Source organism: Deltaproteobacteria bacterium, from assembly GCA_016180855.1.
In the GTDB taxonomy this organism is placed as follows: Bacteria; UBA10199; UBA10199; order JACPAL01; family JACPAL01; genus JACPAL01.
Map to the genome: position 1 here is coordinate 14,278 of JACPAL010000024.1, position 19,157 is coordinate 33,434.

Genomic DNA, 19,157 nt, shown 5'->3' on the forward strand with positions numbered 1-19,157 from the left:
TTTACCCAATGTATGCAGGCCCTTTTCCCTTTTCCACTTCTGGTTCAGGAGGTACTTTTTCGCCCCGCGCCAGCTTTTCCAGTTTTTTCCTGTACAGATCTCGCTTAAGTCGGGAGAGGTGGTCCACCAAAAGAATTCCATTCAGATGATCCATTTCATGCTGAAAGGCGACCGCCAGGAGATCCTCTCCGAGATATTTTCTCAGTTTCCCTTCCTTGTCCAACGCCTCCACCACAATTTTTTTGGACCGTTCAACCGAGACAATCAGTTCGGGAAGGGAGAGACATCCTTCTTCCCAGGTGATTTTCCCTTCCCGGCTTACAGCGCGAGGATTGATCAAGACCTGCGGGTCCGGCCGACGTTTTTCGCCGTCCCGGCGGTCGATGTCGACCACCAGTATTTGCTTTAAAACGCCCACTTGAGGACCGGCCAAACCGACGCCGGGAGCCGCGTACATTGTTTCGAACATATCCTCGACCAGTTTCTGAATTGTGCGGTCTACTTTCTCGATCGGCGATGATTTTTGTTTCAGAATCGGGTTGGGATATTTCACGATTTCCAAAATCATAAGATTCCTCTACATCATTTGTTGGGGATCGACATCAACCAGCATCCTCACCGTCGAGGGTAAGATACGGCGGGAAACTTCGTCAAGGAATGGTTCCAGCTCCCGATGGAGTTTAAAAAAAGAACGGCTCTTGATCAGGAGGTGCCAGCGGACCTTGTTGCGGATTCGTTCCAGAGGGCAAGGGGAAGGCCCCAGGACCCGGTGATCGGTTGAGTCTTTTATGAGTGACAGGTTTTCAAGTCGATTTTTGATGGTCCGGATTGTTCTTTCAACCGCCCCGCCGTTTCTCCCGTAAAGAATGATTCGGATCAGCCGGCAGAAAGGGGGATAGAGTCCTTTCTGTCGATGGGCGAGCTCCGTTTCGATCCAGGGATCGATCTTCTGCTGGGTGCAGGTAATCATGACCGGATGTTCTGGATTGAAGGTTTGTATGAGGACACGACCGGGCCGTTCGCTGCGCCCCGATCTTCCGGCGACTTGAGTCAAGAGCTGGAACGATCGCTCTGCGGCACGAAAATCGGGAAGTGACAGAATGCTGTCGGTGTTCAGGATGCCAACCAGCGAGAGGTAAGGGTAATCGTGCCCTTTACTGACTATTTGTGTGCCGATTAAAATATCGAGATGACGCTCCTTCATTCGTGTCAGGATTTTTCGTGTTGCGTCTCCTTGGGCGGTGTCTCGATCGAGTCGACCTATTCGTGCCTTGGGAAACAACGAGCCTACCTCTTCTTCCAATCGTTCGGTGCCTATTCCTTCCTGTTTGAGGGGGAGTTCCTTGCAACGGGGGCAGCGGGAAGGAAGGGGCTGTTTGGCGTCGCAATAGTGGCAGCGAAGGGTCGCCTCCTTTTTGTGAAACGTGAGTGTCATGTCACAGGAATCACAGAGTGCGATATACCCGCAGCGGCTGCAACTGACGTACGGGGCAAAGCCGCGGCGGTTCAAAAAGAGGAGACTCTGTTCCTCCTTCTTGAGATTTTCCTGAAGCTCCTGCCGGAGTTCTTCGGAGAGGAAATGGCCCCTGTTTTCCCGGAGGCGTCTGTCGATCACGCGGATATGGGGGGGCGACATCCCGCAGGGGCGATGGGGCAGTGAGAGGAGGGTCAGTTTCTTCTGGCGGACCCTGTAAATCGACTCCAGTGAGGGGGTGGCTGATCCGAGAATGACAGTCGCCTCCTCTTCCTTGCCTCTCCAAAGCGCCAGATCGCGGGCATGGTAACAAAACCGCTCCTCCTGTTTGTAAGAGGAATCATGCTCCTCATCCACCACAATCAGTCCCAGGGTGGTGAAGGGAAGAAAGATTGCGGATCGTGTTCCCAACACCAGGCGAATCTCGCCGCATCGGACCTTTTCCCAAACCTGCACCCGTTGGGCCTCCGTGAGACCACTGTGGTAGGGAACAACAGGCCCCGGAAGGGCTCCTTGGAGGCGTCCCAACAACTGGGGGGTCATTGAAATCTCCGGGACAAGGATCAGTGCCGATCGATTCTCTTTCCATGCCTTCTGCAAGAGATGGATATAGATTTCCGTCTTCCCGCTCCCTGTAACCCCTTGCAGGAGGAAGGGAGTGGCCGGCAAGGCGACTATTTTTGCCAAAACAGCCTGTTGTTCCGGTGTCAATTTTACTGGTTTGATCTCCTGAAACGAGTTCTCTTCGGGGGGGGTAGGGCGAGCTCGTCTTCCCCTCTTTTTCATTTTTAGGAAGGAAGGGGGAAGGAGATGGCGGAGTACCTCTCCGATAGGGGTCAAATAGTAGTAAGAGGCCCAACGCAGCAACTTGATCTGAATCGGCGTGAGAAGAGGTTCATCGTCCAGCAAGGAATAAACCTGTTTTAATCCACGTTGGTGGATCGATTGGGATTCCCCTAAAAGACATCCGATGACCGTCTGCCGCCCCAAGGGAACCAGGAGACGGACACCCGGTTTTGCCTCTTGCGTGATGGAAAGCTCGTAGGTGAGCGGATGGGGAATGCGATAGGGGAGGACAACATCGACAAGCATCGGTTGGCACAGCTACCTTTTCTAAAAATCTCTTGCCATGAAAAAAGGAATTCACTAGGTTCCGCCCCATTATTTTTCACCAAAAGGAGGTATGAAGTATGGGAGACAAACAACGCGGAACCGTCAAGTGGTTCAACGATAGCAAGGGGTATGGGTTCATCACGCCGGAGGATGGTGGAAAGGACGTGTTTGTCCATCACACCAATATCCAGGCCGATGGTTTTCGGACCCTTTCGGAAGGTCAGCTTGTCGAATTTCTTGTTGCCGAGGGGCCGAAGGGGCCTCATGCAACAGAAGTCAACAGTCCCGTTGTGTGAGGCAAAGCAACAAAACAAGCGGATAGCCGATCATATAGTAAGAGTTGGCTATGACATTATTTTTGAGAAGCATCGCCTCTTTGGGTTCTCTCTTCCTGATCAGTTGTCTAGCCCATGAAGAGGTTGTCCAATTACCTACTACGCCTCGTCCTCAGGATGGGGATCCGGATCAGACAAAGGTTGAGATTGAGGATCTGCCCGATGGCGGAAAGCGAATGGTTGTCAGTAATCAGTGCAGTACGGATATACATGCTACCTTTTTGACCCACTATGCCTATCGGCTTCACCAGGAATATGACGAACTTTTTCTGGTACGAAAACCTGGCTTTCAGTATCCGTGTCCCCGAGAGACAACCTATAAAATTGAAGAGCCGGTTTCTGATACCCGTTTTCTCAAAATCCCTTGCCTAGAAGGATATTTCCGGGCCGTCCTGGAAGGACGGTGTGTCTCCAAAGGAGAGCTTAATGAATAAAAGTTGTTTTTGTTAGCAACAGCGTTCTGAACAGCTCGATCTAACCTCCGATGGTTACTGCGTCGGCAGTTGCAGCAACGCTCGGTGCGAACGTTATCGCCGATATCATTTCGGACGGATTTCTTCACTACAACTACAGACTGGATCAGGGAATCGTCGACAAGCCGTTTGGTGAAAAGGTGGAATCCCCCTTTTGGGGGACCCGCCTGCAGCATCATATTGGGATCCCGATTGCCGTGACTCTAACGGAGTATCTCTCCCAGGGGATCTTCAAGAAAGCCCTTCGAACAGCCTCTTTCAAGGTCGAGACCCATCCACGGGCCTATCCTCTCCACAACGTCTGTTTCATCATTGTTGGCATTTTACTTTATTGTGGCCTCGATGCTGCTCTGAATCCCGAGTATAAAGGCCATCGCACGGAGTCATTCACAAAGGAAATTTATCCGACTCTTCGTGGTACTGCAGCCTCTATCGTTCCTATTCTTATGTTTGAGGGGACGGTCGTTCGTCTCTTTAGCAAGGTGACCCCATTTGTTAACTGGGCTGCGGATGACCTCCTGACCGATGTTGCTGTCTATCTGACTGTTAAAGGGTTTGGCTGGAACGACTATGGTGCCTGGGGTTTGACCGATCGTGAAAGGAAGAGGAATGGCCTCACAAAGCCTCCTCAAGGATGTAGTAGCTTCTTGAGTGTTGATTTTGTTTGACAGGCTGTTTCTTTATTGCTATCCCCCGGCCCGCGTAGCTATCTAACTAAAACAATAGGAGGAGGAACACTATGTTCAACAGCTACAAGATGTTGGCCGTTCTCATCGTAACGGCCCTGCTGGTCCTGCCGGCCTGCTCAAAGAAAGAGAGCGCTCCGGCGGCCGAAGTTCAGGAAGAAGTAACCGAGGCTGCCCCGGCAGCTGAGGCTGCTCCTGCCCAGGCTGAACAGGCACCTGCAGCGGCTGGTGAGGCTGCCCCTGCTGAAGCTGCAGAGCAGTAAAAGTTCGCTGGTTTTAGCAAGGAAACAATGCCGGATGGGGAATACCCCTCCGGCACTGTTTTTTTAAATGAGACAATCTCCAGGGGAAGTTGTTTTAATCACCGGTTCTGCCAAGAGGGCCGGCCGGGCGATTGCGTTGGCGTTTGGTTCTTTGCAATACAGGCTAGCGATTCATTACCGATCCTCCCGTTGCGAGGCGGCGGGCCTTCGATCTCAATTACGTTCTCAAGGGACTGAGGCCGGGCTTTTTCGGGCTGACCTTTCCAGGGTGTCGGGGGTCAAAAGACTTGTTTCGCAGGTGGAGAGAGAGCTTGGTCCTATCACCTGCCTTATTAATAATGCAGCCAATTTTTTACGAACGCCTCTTGAGGCATTAAGAGAGAAAGATTGGAATAGGAGCCTTGATACCAACCTCAAAGGCCCCTTTTTTTTGGCACGTGAGGCAGGACTTTTGATGAAAAAAAGAGGCATGGGTATCATCATTAATATCTCTGATTGGGCCGGTCTTGATCCGTACCCAAGCTACCTTCCCCATAGTATTGCAAAGGCGGGGCTGATTGCCGGAACACGTGGTTTGGCCAAGGCGCTTGGTTCTTCGGTCAGGGTTTATGGGATCGCTCCCAAAAAAATGAAGTCCTTTAACCCTCTGGCACGACTGATTCTCCGGATGGTGAGGGGAAGCTGTTTTCAGAGCGGTGCGACGTATGGAGTTGACGGGAAAAAGCTCGTTAGTTAAACCGCACTCATGTATCGCATTCATACAGCGGTCGATTTTTGTTACGGCCACCGACTTCTCGATTACGAAGGACCTTGCCAACATCTCCATGGCCACAATGCTCGTGTGGAGGTGATACTCCGTGGAGACACCCTTGATCATCGAAATTTTTTGTACGACTTCAGCGAACTCAAGGATTGTCTATCGGAATGGGTCCATAAGAATTTTGACCATCGGATGTTGCTCAACAAGTCGGATCCGGTTGTCCTGGCCTTGCGGGAGCTGGGAGAACCGGTTGTGCTTTTTGATACCAATCCAACCGCGGAGGCGATTGCCAAGAAGATCCATGATTTCTTTGTGGAGAAGAATCTTCCCGTTGAAGAGGTCAAAGTTTGGGAGAACCAAAAGGCTTGGGTTTCCTACGGAGAAAATTCATGAAAAAAATTCTGGTTTTTCAACATGCCGACTCAGAGACGTTGGGAAATCTGGAGAAGGAAATCAAACTCCAGAATCTGGAATTTGAGACACTCCGAACCTTTGACCACCCGGTCTTCCCTTCCGGGAAGGATTTGGAGAATTACGGGGCGGTGATCAGCCTGGGAGGCCCTCTGGCTGTCTATGAAGCCTCCCGACATCCTTGGATGGTCAAGGAATTGCTGATTCTCAAGGAGGCACTTCGCCAGAAGAAGCCGATTCTGGGAATTTGCCTGGGGGCCCAGCTTTTGGCAGCGGCCGCCGGGGCCAAAGTGGTGAAGGGGCCGATCAAGGAGATCGGCTGGGGATGGATTCAATTCGACGACTGGTTTTCAAGACGGAATCCACTCACCTTTCAAGTTGATTTGAAAAAACGGCACAGGGTGTTTCAATGGCATGGGGACACCTTTAATCTCCCTCCGGAGGGGTACCGTCTTGCCTGGAATGACAGTTATCCGGTCCAGATGTTCTCCTTCCAGGGGAATGCGATCGGGATCCAGTTTCACGTCGAGACGACGGAGAAGATGATTTATGATTGGGTTTCTGATGGGCGTGACAAAATCGTCAAGAACGGGTTCGATCCGGAAAAGATTCTGGAGGAATCGGTCAGCTATTTGCCTGATCTTCAGAAGATGAGTCACAAGTTCTTTTATGGATTTGCCTCGTTGATTCGCGAAAATCGGCGAGTGGTGGCCTGAAATCGATGCAGGGACTGTTGACACAACTTCCCGTCTGGGTGCTTTTTCTGATTCTCCCGGCCGGATTTTTTCTCCTTTTTCTTTTAAAAAAAGCGCTTCTTAAGATTTTGATCCGTTGGTCAGCCAAGTCTGAAAATCAATGGGATGATCTGGTGGTGCATGCCCTCAATTATCCCATGACCCTTGTTCTGCTTGCCTTTCTGATCGGTCTTCTTCCCGTTCTCTTTTCATGGCCGGATCGATGGAATGAGCTGCTCCATCTGGCCACCAAACTGCTGGCGATTCTGGCGGTGGCCCTCTTTATCCAAAAGTTGCTCATCAGCCTGCATCATCGTTATGTGGCAACCCGCGAATCTTTAAAAACCTATTCCGGCTTGCTCAAGGTTGTTATCTCGGTCGGAGTTTACGCCATTTTCCTTCTGATCTTTCTTGATACCGCCGGGATCTCCATCACACCGCTTATCGCCTCATTGGGTGTTGGGAGCGTGGCCGTTGCCTTGGCCCTTCAGGATACCCTCTCCAATCTTTTTTCAGGTTTTTACATGGTTGTCGACCAGCCGGTGCGGGTGGGGGATTACGTTGAAATAGAATCGGGGCAGGCGGGATCGGTGGAGGCGATCGGATGGCGAAGTGTACGATTACGAACCCTGGCAGGTAACGTGGTGATCGTTCCGAATTCGAAGATGGCAGGAAGTCTCATTGTTAATTACCGTCTCCCTCAGCCTGATATGGCGATTACTGTTCCGGTGGGTGTCTCTTACAACAGCGATCTGGAGCGCGTGGAGAGAACCAGCATAGAAGTTGGCAGGGACGTGATGAAAGGAACCGTGGGTGGCGTGCCAGGCCATGAACCGCTTGTCTTATTCAAGGAGTTTGGCGAGTCGAGTCTCAATTTCAATGTCATCCTGCGGATCCGGACTGTAGAAGAGAAGGCTCTCGTGGTGCATGCCTTCATTAAAAAACTTCACCAACGTTTTCAGAAGGAGGGGATTGTCATCCCCTATCCGACACAGACGATTCATCTGAAACAAGAGCCTTGACGGCAACGATGCAACAACAATTGCTTTTCTGGTACCGTCGGCACAAACGTGATCTTCCGTGGCGAAGGACAAAGGACCCCTACCGGATCTGGGTCTCGGAGATCATGCTTCAGCAGACAACCGTAGAGACCGTCATTCCTTATTACCATCGATTTTTAGAGAGGTTTCCGACGGTCCGATCCTTGGGTCGAGCTCGTGAAGAGTCGGTCTTAAGGCTTTGGTCGGGGTTGGGGTATTATTCACGGGCAAGGAATCTTCACAGTGCCGCGAAGATTTTGATTGCTGATGTCACCCGTTCTCTTGCAACATTCCCAAAAACGGCTACCGACTGGCAACAACTCCCTGGTGTCGGTCGCACCACCGCCGGTGCAATCGTCTCGATTGCCTTTGATCAAAGGGCTCCGATTTTGGATGGGAATGTGATTCGGGTGCTCTCACGGGTTTTTGCAATCGAGGATCATCCAAAAACGGGTCATGGTCAGAAAATCTTTTGGCGGAAGTCGGAGGAGATTCTTCCTCAAAAAAATTGCGGTGATTTTAATCAGGCCTTGATGGAGCTCGGTGCCACTGTTTGTCATGTAACGAACCCCGCCTGTCCCGACTGCCCTCTCTCATCGTTCTGTCTTGCCAGAAAAGAAGGTCAGATGGAGTCGTATCCGCGCGGAAGAGGAAAAACTGTTTATCGTAATGTCCTGATGAGTGCGGCCATGGTTCGGCGAAACGGCTCTTTTTTAATGGTTCGCCGCCCCGATAAGGGATCTTTGAAGAAGATGTGGGAATTTCCGATGGTGGAGGGGAATCTTCACAAATTGGTCAAGGCGTTTCCGGTGATTCCGCAAAAAGAACTCCCGATCGTTCGACATGCGGTCATGAATCGAAGGCTTACGATTGCTCCTTATCTCTGCACCTTGGTTTCCAGTAAAGGGATGAGATCTTCAAGGTGGATTGCCAAGAAATCGGTCCTCGCCCTGCCGACTTCTTCAATGAATCTTAAGCTCGCAAGGCTGTTCTAATCTGTTTTCTTTGTCTCTTCCTTGAGATATTTACGCCACCGGCTGTGGGTGTCTTTCTTAAGGGCGCTCAGGAATTCCGCGAGGTGCCGTACCTCAATCCCGACAAACGGGAAGGTTGTATGAGGAGAGGTGACGAAGTTGCCTCCATAGCCAAACGCGAGAAAATCAAGGACGGTTAATCCCACGCCTCCAAAACCATCGAGCTGTTCGGTAACGATATTATCACCCCCTCCGAAAGGGGTAACGTCTTTCCGGAGCAGGAGCCCCAGAAAGAGGTTCGCCCGGACGGCCCTCGTCATCTTTGACAAGAGGCTGTATTTTTTTTCCGGGTCCATGGCGCGCGCGACGGAGAAGGAGACGGCTGCTGTGGAATAGGCGGCTTGAATGATTCCACCGGGGTTCGGAGTGAAAAGATTGAGTGGTTGGACAAAGGCGATATCGATATCCCAGTTGGTTCCCTGGTGATGATAACGAAAATAGTAATTGTAGACTTTGGACGGATTCTTCAGGTCGGTCATCTGCAGGGCCAGAAGATCCCCCTCGTCAAATTCATACTGCAACAGAAGGCCGTACATATAAAGGGTGTTGGTCTTGCCGGTCTCAACCAATCTCTCGAGGTTGACGATTTTCCGGTTTGCTTGACGGTTGAAAACTCGTTCCGAGACCTTTTGCTCAAGTGAGGAGCTCTCCTGAAAGAGGGCAATCGAGGAGAAGCTGCCTCGGTGATGAATCCCCAATTCCATACGGTAGGAATTTGCCATGTTTTTTGGAAGCCGGATCGCCCCCCACTGGGTCAGAATACAGGGGGTTGCAACGCAGGCCTCGGCAGAAAGATAGTTTCTCTCCCCTTTTTTGTCGCCACGGTCATATTCGGCAAGCGGTGTTCCTGCCCTAAGGGGTGTTGGAAGAGGCGTGACAACCAACAAAAAAAATGCGACGAATAATAAACGCATGAACTCCTCGCTCGTCGTCAGGCTCTACTCCGTCCATTCCCTTTTGTCCAAACTCTTCTTTTTTCTGCCGATCATCGTTATCTGGTTTCGTGATCAGGGTTTTAGCCAGTTTCAGGTGACCCTGATCATGAGCTCTTTTTTCCTCTCCGCTACGGTCGCTGAGATCCCGAGCGGAATTTTCTCAGACAAATACGGTTATCGCTGGGCCCTCTTCATCACCGGCATCCTGGAGGCGATTGGAATGGTGCTCATTGCCAATGCGGATCATTTTATCACGGCCTTGATCGGTGAGGTCTTAAACGGCATCGGCTATGCCTTTTACACCGGCTCGAAGGAATCTTACCTGTTCCATTTTTTAACCATTACGCGGGAGGACGGCACGTATCAAAAGCGTTTTGCGCGCGCCAAACTGTTTGAGTTCATCGGAATGGCCGCCGGGGGGCTTGTCGGTGGATCGATCTACATTTACTGGAAGGAGCTTCCTTTTTATCTCTCGGCGATCAGCTTCGTTGCCTCCTCCTTGCTCATTTTTTACCTCCCCACCGTCCGCCAGGGGGCTAGCGATTCCATTTCCAGCCTTAATCATTTGAGGCAAGGGATCGAACATATTCGGACGGGGGATCAGGATTTAAAGACACTCCTCGCCTTTTATTGTGCCTATCTCTCCTCCATGCTGATCTTTCTCGTGACCTTAAATCAGCCGTATCTTCGAGAATCGGGGATCCCTCTCTCCTATTTTGGCCTTGTCTTTCTCGGTTTCCACCTTTGTTCCATGGGGGGGAGTGAAGTGGCGAGGCACCTCCCTGGTGAGCAGCTGACCCGGCGGCTCTTCTTCTTCATCGGTCTTGGGCTTGCCAGTGGAATCATGGTGCTCGGCTTTTTCAGAAGCCCATTCTCTATCCTGCTGATTTTCGGGATCCATTTTCTCTGGGGGCTCTTTTTCCCGGTTACGAGTCAGGCAACCAACCGGTTGATCGACTCCCGATGGCGCGGGACCGTTTTGGCTGCGCAGGACTTTGTCCAGAATCTTTTGTTTGTTATCCTGGCGCCACTCCTTGGATGGATCACGGATGAAAGAGGTCTTTCTACGGCGCTCTGGCTCTTGGGGGCGTTTGCCGGCCTGACGCTTCTCTTTTCGCTCAAGATGAGGCTTGGGCGTAAGTAGTCGGCTATCCGTTCTTTAGCCCCACAACCTTTCCACCCAATTGACGAATCCACCGGCGTGGAGGCTGGTTGCTCAAAGCTTGGCGTTGGGTGTGAAGGAAATCCGGCGCAATTTCCGGCGAAAACACCCCCTCCTTTCTCGCCAAATCCTTCCCCCTCATCCCGAGGTCAGATTGAGAATCCTGTCTTAAAAGGGGCGGCGGAGGCCCTCGATCAGATTGAGCGGGGGACTCAACATATCAAACGGTTCCCCCTGCCTTATGGGCATCGGCCCCTTTTTCAGAGCTGGCTCTCACCGGACCTGGATGTTCATTATGAATTTTTCGGAAAGTTTTTTGGTTATCCCGTTGCCCGACTACAAAAAGGGTGGGTCTATTTCCACTCCGATGAGGGGAGCTACTTTGAGACCGTGAACCCGGTTGTCTGGCGTGACGGAAAGATTGAGTCGGGACTCCTCAAGGTTCATGGACGCGTCGGGTTGACGATGAATAAACATTTTGATCGTGGGAAGATGCCTCTCTGGCTGGCTCTGGATAGGGTGCGTTTTGAAAACGGGAGGATCTATGCAACGGCTCGCACGTTTGTTGATGAGCGTCCCCCTTTCCCGCGTTTTGCCGACGAGGAACCGACGATCGACGCTGACCGGTTGCTCCTCCATTATAAATTCGGGTGTGCTAATTCACGGGGGGAATATGATGTGACCCCCGCTTTGGAGGAGTTTTTTCAGGGCTATTTTGAGGAACCCGCCCCCTCGGAACCGTTTGTCACCGGATTAAAAGGTTCCCGGCTCCTGGAGCTATTCGAGAGAACCTGGCAGAAAAAGAATCCATCCCCTCCCGGGACCGATTTCCCGCATTGGCCCTCCTGGAGGGAGACCGTGGAGGCGATCCAGGAGTTTGATTTTGAGGATCCGCTCTTTCAGGACAGGGAATCGGGCGAGGAGCTGACGGTCCGCAGTTTGGAGAATCTCATCCATCCGAATCAGTGGGGTTCTTCAGCCTTTTCGCCGGCCGTTCATCTGCGTCTTAAGGAAATCGGGTATATTGGAAGGCAGCATCGCTTATCCGTGGAGTTGGATCAGATCGATTTTATCATCCCCCAGGACCTTGTTTGGCACGATCCGAAAAATTTCTCCGGGACCGTGGAGGTCCGGTTGGGGCGGCTGGTCCACAAGGGGTTGCTTAAAGAGGGCCTTGTCGTTGAATCGCCGGACAAGATTATTTTTAAATTTCAAGGCGGTCCTGATGGCATCCAGATTGTCCAAAACGCCGGCCGGCTTTCTATTAACAGTTTTCAGCATGAGCTCTCCGCCAGGCTGACAGATATTTTCTTGAATCTCCTCTATGATTATCGATCTCGTCAGCTCTCCCTGACAGGGGGGCTTCATTTTGATGGCATGGCAGGAAAGGCGATTCGTCTCCTGCCCCAGTTGACCCTTCAGGGGGAATGGGGCACTCATTGTGGATTTCGGTCCGAAGACCTTCTGGCGAACGGCGCCTTGATCAGTTGTCGAGGGAACCTCCGTGATTTTTCGATGGAGCGCCTTGGTTCCGAAGGAGTTTCTTCGTTGAGGGTCAATTTGGATCGTGCTGTTTTCAGGGGGGGGCGACTTTATTACAGCGGCCAGCAAGACCCCCTTCGTTTTAATCTCAAGGCGCTGGAGGGGAGATCAGGATTCCGGTTTAAAACACCGAAGGGTGCCAAGGGAGACTTCAAAACCCGGCTTCTTGTTTCCCAGCTGGAAGGGACTATCTCACCTTCCGGGACGGTCCATATGGAATCTTCTCACCCGCTCGCCTCCGCACCATTCGCGGTTTTAGAGGGAGGGGGTGTTTTACGTCGGTCGGACGGTTTGACGATCCCGATCCGGCAGGGGCTTATCAACCTCTTCTCCGTTGACTACTCGCCGTTCAAGGATCGTTGGCGTTTTCAGGGACTTCTTCAGGCCGACCACGAAAATCGCCCTGCCGACTACCTGCAGGCCGATCGCGATCAGGTCCTGTCATGGTCAGGTGAGCCGCAAAAGATCAGTGCGACCCTGTCGCTCCACGATTGGGAGATCGATCGTAAAGGGGCCCTGATCTTTAATGAAGGTGAACTGCTCGGTCGCTCCGTCGATCGTCGGGAAGTTTCCTCCCCTTCGTTATTTCCACAAGAAGCCGCTTCGCTCCCGACCGTCCTCCCTCCTCCGCTCCAGATTGAAACTAAACGGGAGGATCCGGCGGAGAGTCCTCTCCTCCCGGCGCTTCGTCAAATCCTTGGGAGTTTTGTTGCCTCCATCGACCAGATCAATCGTCTGCAGGTCGACCTGCCCCAGAATCCGACTGAGACCGAGATACCGCTTTGGGGGGATAACCTTACGGTGAGCTTTCGGTTCCCCCAAAAAATCTCCTGGAAGATGGAGATGGGGACCTGGCCTGACCGTCGTACGGGAGAAGAGAAGGTTGCCTTTTTTTCCGTCGGTCCCCAGAGACCGATTCGAGCCTGTCTGAATCTTTTTGGGCGATGCATCACGGAAGAAGAGGTTGTCTTTGAGGGGGTCAGGCTTCATACCGAGGAACTTCCGCCGGAACAGTTTGACTGGACCCGTTTTCAATGGAGTGAACCCCAAGGGTATAAACCTGGGGAGCTTATTCTTCGGCTCTCTCACGGTGGCGGCCTTGTCAATTTGGTGAAGCTCCTGTTTGAGAGCCAGGGATTGGATCCGGCCTCTTTTGGCGTGAAGCAGGACGGAACAAGCTGGCGGCTCCCGCTCGATTGGGATCAGATCAGGAAATTGATCGGTGCCATTCTGAACCGCTCCGATGATAACGGTGCCTCTGGCGGTTCTCGTCCCACGGGATTACCAGCCAAGATTCGTAACACCCCCTCGTTTCTCTGGGATGAGATGACCGGTGTTATTGATCTCCAGTTTCAAGGGGGACCCAGAGAGTTTCGGCTCGAAGGGGCAGGGAAGGTTCGTACCGATCTTTTGTTTGAGATGGATTCCAAGGCTCCTCTGAGGATCTGGAGGAATGAGCGAGATGGAAAAATAGGGGCTGATCCTTTTCACCTCCCCCATATCCGTTTGTCTGCCTCTCCATTTCTCCTGGAGCTCAAGGATTTTCAGGTTGGTGAAAAATCAAGGTTCGTGATTGATCCTGGCCGGCGGAAATTACACGCCCCCTATCACCTTGATTTGCTCCAATTCCGTTTTAAACCTTCCGAAGGATCTCCCACATGGGATGGGGCTGTTACCTCGCTTGCCGGTAGGAATCTCACCTTCAATAAGGGAAATGAAACGGATCAGCTGGATCCGATGCAACGCCGTTTTGAGACCTCGACGATCGGCTCAGACGAACTTCGGTTTGACTTCTCTCTTCAAAAGGCGTGTGAGGAATCGGCAGTTCATTGTAAGACCGCGCGGTTCGAGGGTTCCCCTCGCATCAGCCGGATTTTTTCCTTAAAGCAGTTTCCCCACCGTCTTGAAATTGGCTTTGGCAAACTTGAGGATCGCCAGATGAGCTTTGTGGGGGGGCATTTTGTTATCCCGCGCCTCCATTATAAGGCGAACAGGGGGGGGATAATCTCCGTTCCGTCGGGATCAGGAGGGATTTTTGATCAGGACTTCTACCTCTCTTTGCCGGAGCTCACTTTCTCTGCCGGAGGTACGATGGAGTTGGAGAAAGGCCTGACACTTCGACTCCGGGAGACGAGTTATGCACGCGGGGTCAACATCCAGGCCCGAAACGATGAGGTCCAGTTTTCAGGTGATGAGGTTCATCTTGCCTTTGACCGGATGACGCTCGACTTCTTGAAGAGCTTAGGATTACCACACCTGGAAGCGACCCTTCAGACAGCCGATTTTGACGGCTTCCTGGCCCAATCGACGGCTCGGAACAGAGATATCGATCTGCAGGGAAGGATGCGGTTCTCTTCCAAAGGGCATCTTACCCTTCATCATCACCACCCCTCCATTGACGTCGATCATCTTGAGTCGGATTTTTCCTTGAAGCTGGATGCCCTCCGACGCCTTCAAACAACAGAAGGGGATCTCTCTCTCTTGGAATTTGAGGGCCTAACCCTCAAGGTGGCCGATCTCCATGCCCAACTGGCCCTTCTGGGAATTTTTGAGACCCATCTGGCGCATGAATTGAATCATCGACACCCTCATTTTGAAGGAGAGTTGATGATCCGGAAAGGGAGGATCCGGATCCAGAAGATTCCGGGCCAGACAACCCCGACTGTTTCTGTGGAACTGAACGGCATCTCGCTTAACCAAAATGGGACGAGTTACGAGACGACATTGCAGCTCGGAGGGAAGGGGAGTAGTGTGGGGCTGGAGTTTCCGGATATTCAGTTCAACCTGAGCGGCCAGGGGGCGGTTGTTTTTACCAACGAGGGTGGTGTCTGGAGGAGGCAGATTACGCTCGGCCCCTCCGAACTCTACCTCTTGTTTCAAGGGGGGAGGGTGAGGAGAAAATGAGATAGGCCGTACTCTCTAAGAGTACATTTTATGGTCAACTAGGTACCTTTAGTAGCATCCTTTTCAAATTGAAGTCGACGATACTACTATGAGAGCTTCAACAATCCTAGACTTTACCTTAACAGCTCTGGGAGTTCTGGTGTTACCCCAATTAGTGGTCGGATATAACACCGCGCTTCGACCGGTTCTTCCATCCCGCATAAAAGAGGATGGGGAATTGAAGACACCTGACGAGTTCGCTCGCGAATTTGGCCCAACCTGTCAGGCGTCTTATAACCAATTATTTGGAGACAACCCTTCTGAGTGGATAAGTGCAGAGCGTCAATTTACGTGGATTAAAAATAACTGTGACCCAAAACTCCTCCCACAGCAGTACGATTCCTCGCTCGCCAGATGTCACGTAGGGCATATTTATAAAGAAATTGGTCGTGGCATTTTTGCCTTTAACATGAGCGTTTTTGGTTTTATAGCCCTTGGCGGGGTTAGTTTTGCTCGACTCCAGGGAAAGTTGACAACAAGAGAAGCTCTCTTGATCCTTGGCATTGCCAGCTTCTCCCTTTCGGTTGGTGGGTATGTCTTTGGAATGTTGGAGGGGAGCAGCTCCGTCGTCAAAAAAAGCAAGTTCGATCGGTCTTATCAAAAAGATTGCGGTGACTTCGAAATACGGTAGGTTCAGCCAAACAGCCTAAACAATCTCTTTAATTTTTTTGACAATACAGGACGCGGAAATCCCGGCAGCCTCTAGCAATTCAGCCGGTTTGCCGGAGCGAGGCATCTCACAAACGGCCAGTTTAATGATCGGGACAGAAGGCTTCTCGGCAAATACGTTGAGCACGGCGTCTCCGATTCCCCCTTCAAACCAGTGATCCTCCACAACAAGAATCGCCTTCGTCTCCTGGGCCGCCTTGCGAAGCGTCTTTTCATCAAGTGGCTTGACGGAATAGCAATCGATCACCCGGATGGAGATCCCCTCTTTCTGAAGCTGATCATACGCCTTGAGTGCCTCGAACAATGTGACACCGGCCGCAACAACCGTCACCTTGTCTTGTGAAGAGGACTTGATCGTTTTGGAACCACCAATCGGGAATTTTTCATCAGATGGGTAAATAACAGGTGTCGCCGGCCGGCTGGTTCGGATATAGACAATCCCCTCTCTCTTCACAGACTCTTCGACGAGATGTCCCGTCGCCACGGCATCGGAAGGATAAAGAACGGTACTCCCTGAAATCGATCGAAACATCGCAATATCTTCCAATCCCATCTGCGAGGGACCATCCTCACCAATCGAGACCCCTACATGGGATCCAACACACTTCAAATTGGCCCGACTGACCGCGGCCATCCGAATCTGGTCAAACGCGCGCGTCAAAAAGGCGGCAAAGGTCGAGGCAAACGGAACCTTCCCCCGTTTCGAAAGCCCCAATGCCACACCGATCATGTTCTGTTCAGCGATGAACATCTCAAAATAGTTTTCCGGATGCCTCTGTGCAACAATCTCCGAGAAGGTCGAATTACTCGTATCGCCATCGACTGCGACAATCTCGGGGTAACGATCGACAAGGGAGGCAAGAACCTCTCCGTACGCCTTCCGGGTCGCAATGGAGTTCCCCGGTTTGTAAGCAGGACCGCTCTCATTCTTGACCGGTCTCTTCTCCGGTCGGCGATCCTCCGGTTTTTGTACCTGCCCGACCCTCTTCAAATCAACCGGACCGATCTCCTGAAGCGCCTTTTCGAGCTCCTGACGCGACAACGCCTTGCCATGCCAGCCGAGTTTGTCCTCCAGAAAGGAGACCCCCTTCCCCTTGAGCGTCTTGGCAATAATCACCTTCGGACGAGATTCTGTATTGCTCAGGAAACGATCATACGCCGACTCGATCTCCGCTATGGAATGGCCATCGACAATCGCCACCTCCCACCCAAATGCCGAAAATTTCTTGGCAAACGACTCGACATCATGCCCCCACATCGTCTCCCGGCTCTGACCGATCCGGTTGATGTCGACGACCGCAATCAGATTATCCAGCTTGTAATAAGCGGCCAGCTGAACCGCCTCCCAGACCGACCCCTCTGCCAACTCACCATCCCCCAGGAGTACATAGGTTCGGTACGTGAGCTTATCGAGATACCTGGCGTTGAGTGCCATCCCAACACCTATTGATAATCCCTGTCCCAAACTGCCGGTCGCAACTTCCGCGTAGGTAAAGCGGGGGGTCGGGTGTCCCTCGAGAGGGCTCTCGTAAAGACGCAAACCGTTTATCTGTTCCTGCGAGAGTTTTCCGGCCGCCGCAAACAACGCATAATAAAGAGGGGCGGCATGCCCCTTGGAAAAGATCAAACGGTCATTATTAGGCAGTGCCGGCCTTGCAAGGTCGAACCGGAGATACTTAAAAAAGAGGGTCGTCATCAAATCGGTCGCAGAGAGGGAGGTCGTTGGATGTCCGGAGCCCGCCTCCGTTGTGGAGGTCAGGATATAATACCGAACAAGACGGGCGAGTGACGCCAGATCGGCCGGTTCAACCATGGGGCGGCTATTAGTCATCGAGGGGGAAAAAGGCAAGCCAAGAGTCAAAGAAGAATCTATACTTTTTGAATGAGGCATGGAAACATAAACACCAAGTTGAAGAGACAATTCTCCATTCTTCTTGTAACACTTTTGACCTTTCTCCCTCTCTATGCCGATCCCAAGAAGGAAGAGGAGGCAAAGGTTCCGCCGGTCCCATACGAAGAGCTCGATCTCTTCGCAAAGGTCTACCATTACATCCAAAACCATTACGTTGAAGAGGTCGATGGCAAAAAGGTGATTGAGGGGGCGATTGACGGGATGCTCCGCTCGCTCGATCCCCACTCCAGTTTTTTAAGGCGTGATGTCTACAACGAGCTCAAGGTCGATACGGAGGGACAATTTGGGGGTATCGGTATCGAAATTACAATAAAAGATGAGGTGCTGACCGTTGTCACCCCGCTTGAGGGGACACCGGCCTATAAGGCGAAGATCGAGGCCGGCGACAAGATCATCAAGATCGATGGCACTCCCACTAGAGAGATGTCACTCGCCGATGCCGTTTCAAAGATGCGCGGCAAGAAGGGGTCCAAAATTACGCTCACGTTGGTGCGAGAAGGGAAGAAGCAACCGTTCGACGTCGTGCTCACGCGTGAGGTGATCCATATCCAGAGTGTCCGGTCCGAACTTCTTGAGAAACAGTATGGCTATGTCCGGATCAATTCATTTCAGGAAGGGACGAGCCGTGAACTCACCAAGGCGTTACAACGACTAGGCAAGGGGACCCTCCTGAAAGGACTCATCCTCGATCTTCGAAACAATCCCGGTGGACTTCTGGATGAGGCAATCGCTGTCGTCGATTCCTTTCTCAAAGAGGGGGTCATTGTATCGACCAAGAGTCGTGATCAGGAGACCGATCGTAAACTGGCTCAGGACGACGGCAATGAGCCTAATTATCCGATCGTTCTCCTCATTAACGGCGGCTCGGCCTCCGCCTCGGAGATCGTTGCGGGGGCGTTGCAGGACCACCACAAGGCGGTCCTCCTGGGAACGACCACCTTTGGCAAGGGCTCTGTTCAAACCGTTTATGAGCTCGATAAGGGGACGGCGCTTAAGCTCACGATTGCGCGCTACTACACCGCCTCGGGTCGCTCCATCCAGGCCGAGGGGATCAAACCGGATATCGTGGCAACCCAAGAGGCGCCCAGCTCATCTGAATCCTCCCAATCCTCTATTCGTGAAAAAGACCTTAAAGGGCATCTGGAAGAGGAGGAGAGAAAATTCGCAAAAGAGAAGGAATCCGAGATTGACCATCAAAAACAGCTGGCACTCAATTATCTCAAGGGGCTCGAGGCGTTTGTCCCACCGCAACAAAAATAGGGGTCACCTCTGATTTGACCTTACAGCCATTCCCATTTATCATCTCCGGGATTCAAGTGAATGAGGGGGCGAAATGGCTTCGACGGGGAGTCGGAGGTCGCATGTCGCAGGCCGAGGTTGCTGGATCCTCGTTAAACACCGGCACCAAACTAAGTGACGATACACTCGCACTTGCTGCTTAATTAAAGCAGCCGTCCTCAATATCCGCTCCCATCGGGTGTTGATGTGACGCCAAATATGGGATGGCCGTTTGATTGAGTCTCTGGATCAGGCGGCGAGATCTTACAGCGGCTGGCGTCCTGGCCCCTGTCTTGGAGGTCACCAGGATGCGAGACTTAAACTCAAGACTAAGCCTGTAGGGACTGTGACTGAAGTTTCTCGGACCCGGGTTCGATTCCCGGCGCCTCCACA

The 19,157-nt window shown here is 52.1% G+C and carries 17 protein-coding genes and 1 other RNA gene; 14 read left to right on the forward strand and 4 right to left on the reverse strand.

Going from position 1 to position 19,157, the window contains the following annotated elements; translation table 11 throughout:
• Window position 1: 1 nt before the first annotated feature.
• Window positions 2-568 carry a peptide deformylase gene (gene def, locus HYT77_10405; GenBank protein ID MBI2068407.1) on the reverse strand — a complete coding sequence of 189 codons (567 nt, stop codon included), beginning with the start codon at window positions 566-568 and terminating at the stop codon, window positions 2-4.
• Window positions 569-577: 9 nt separating this feature from the next.
• Window positions 578-2,566 carry a primosomal protein N' gene (priA, locus tag HYT77_10410; protein MBI2068408.1) on the reverse strand — a complete coding sequence of 663 codons (1,989 nt, stop codon included), beginning with the start codon at window positions 2,564-2,566 and terminating at the stop codon, window positions 578-580.
• 98 nt (window positions 2,567-2,664) lie between these two features.
• Here priA and HYT77_10415 point away from each other — a divergent pair, with 98 nt between their 5' ends.
• From HYT77_10415 to mutY, 9 genes are all read left to right on the forward strand, one after another.
• Entirely contained in the window at window positions 2,665-2,883 is a 219-nt protein-coding gene (locus HYT77_10415) for a cold-shock protein (protein ID MBI2068409.1), read from the forward strand.
• 50 nt (window positions 2,884-2,933) lie between these two features.
• Complete coding sequence (locus HYT77_10420; protein MBI2068410.1) at window positions 2,934-3,356, forward strand: hypothetical protein; 423 nt, start codon at window positions 2,934-2,936, stop codon at window positions 3,354-3,356.
• 50 nt (window positions 3,357-3,406) lie between these two features.
• The gene (locus HYT77_10425; GenBank protein MBI2068411.1) at window positions 3,407-4,063 is read left to right on the forward strand and encodes a hypothetical protein; all 657 of its coding nucleotides are present in this window, start codon (window positions 3,407-3,409) and stop codon (window positions 4,061-4,063) included.
• Window positions 4,064-4,134: 71 nt separating this feature from the next.
• Complete coding sequence (locus HYT77_10430) at window positions 4,135-4,344, forward strand: hypothetical protein (protein MBI2068412.1); 210 nt, start codon at window positions 4,135-4,137, stop codon at window positions 4,342-4,344.
• A gap of 67 nt (window positions 4,345-4,411) precedes the next feature.
• Window positions 4,412-5,080: an SDR family NAD(P)-dependent oxidoreductase gene (locus tag HYT77_10435; GenBank protein MBI2068413.1), complete on the forward strand. Its 669-nt coding sequence runs from the start codon at window positions 4,412-4,414 to the stop codon at window positions 5,078-5,080.
• 9 nt (window positions 5,081-5,089) lie between these two features.
• Window positions 5,090-5,497: a 6-carboxytetrahydropterin synthase gene (locus tag HYT77_10440; GenBank protein ID MBI2068414.1), complete on the forward strand. Its 408-nt coding sequence runs from the start codon at window positions 5,090-5,092 to the stop codon at window positions 5,495-5,497.
• Window positions 5,494-6,231 carry a type 1 glutamine amidotransferase gene (locus HYT77_10445; GenBank protein MBI2068415.1) on the forward strand — a complete coding sequence of 246 codons (738 nt, stop codon included), beginning with the start codon at window positions 5,494-5,496 and terminating at the stop codon, window positions 6,229-6,231. The genes HYT77_10440 and HYT77_10445 overlap by 4 nt, the downstream gene beginning before the upstream one ends.
• 5 nt (window positions 6,232-6,236) lie before the next feature.
• Window positions 6,237-7,271, forward strand: coding sequence for a mechanosensitive ion channel family protein (locus HYT77_10450; GenBank protein MBI2068416.1), 1,035 nt, complete (start codon window positions 6,237-6,239; stop codon window positions 7,269-7,271).
• A gap of 8 nt (window positions 7,272-7,279) precedes the next feature.
• On the forward strand, window positions 7,280-8,284 hold the full coding sequence (gene mutY, locus HYT77_10455; GenBank protein ID MBI2068417.1) for an A/G-specific adenine glycosylase: 1,005 nt from the start codon (window positions 7,280-7,282) through the stop codon (window positions 8,282-8,284).
• On the opposite strand, the gene HYT77_10460 is transcribed toward mutY, so the two are convergent.
• A complete protein-coding gene (locus tag HYT77_10460) occupies window positions 8,281-9,237 on the reverse strand; it encodes a hypothetical protein (protein MBI2068418.1) in 957 nt (318 codons plus the stop codon). The two genes, mutY and HYT77_10460, sit on opposite strands and share 4 nt — an antisense overlap.
• Between HYT77_10460 and HYT77_10465 the strand changes: the two genes are divergently transcribed.
• The 3 genes from HYT77_10465 to HYT77_10475 all read left to right on the forward strand — a co-directional run bounded on the left by HYT77_10465 (window position 9,236) and on the right by HYT77_10475 (window position 15,536).
• Window positions 9,236-10,402, forward strand: a complete 1,167-nt coding sequence (locus tag HYT77_10465; GenBank protein ID MBI2068419.1) for an MFS transporter — start codon at window positions 9,236-9,238, stop codon at window positions 10,400-10,402. The two genes, HYT77_10460 and HYT77_10465, sit on opposite strands and share 2 nt — an antisense overlap.
• Window positions 10,403-10,459: 57 nt before the next feature.
• Window positions 10,460-14,866, forward strand: a complete 4,407-nt coding sequence (locus HYT77_10470; protein ID MBI2068420.1) for a hypothetical protein — start codon at window positions 10,460-10,462, stop codon at window positions 14,864-14,866.
• Between the two features lie 139 nt (window positions 14,867-15,005).
• Window positions 15,006-15,536, forward strand: a complete 531-nt coding sequence (locus HYT77_10475; protein MBI2068421.1) for a hypothetical protein — start codon at window positions 15,006-15,008, stop codon at window positions 15,534-15,536.
• 15 nt (window positions 15,537-15,551) lie between these two features.
• On the opposite strand, the gene HYT77_10480 is transcribed toward HYT77_10475, so the two are convergent.
• Window positions 15,552-17,387 (reverse strand): transketolase, encoded by a 1,836-nt coding sequence (locus HYT77_10480; protein MBI2068422.1) that lies wholly within the window; start codon window positions 17,385-17,387, stop codon window positions 15,552-15,554.
• A gap of 69 nt (window positions 17,388-17,456) precedes the next feature.
• On the opposite strand from HYT77_10480, the gene HYT77_10485 reads away from it, so the two are divergent.
• Window positions 17,457-18,746 (forward strand): S41 family peptidase, encoded by a 1,290-nt coding sequence (locus HYT77_10485; protein MBI2068423.1) that lies wholly within the window; start codon window positions 17,457-17,459, stop codon window positions 18,744-18,746.
• Window positions 18,747-18,810: 64 nt separating this feature from the next.
• Window positions 18,811-19,157: a transfer-messenger RNA gene (gene ssrA, locus HYT77_10490) on the forward strand.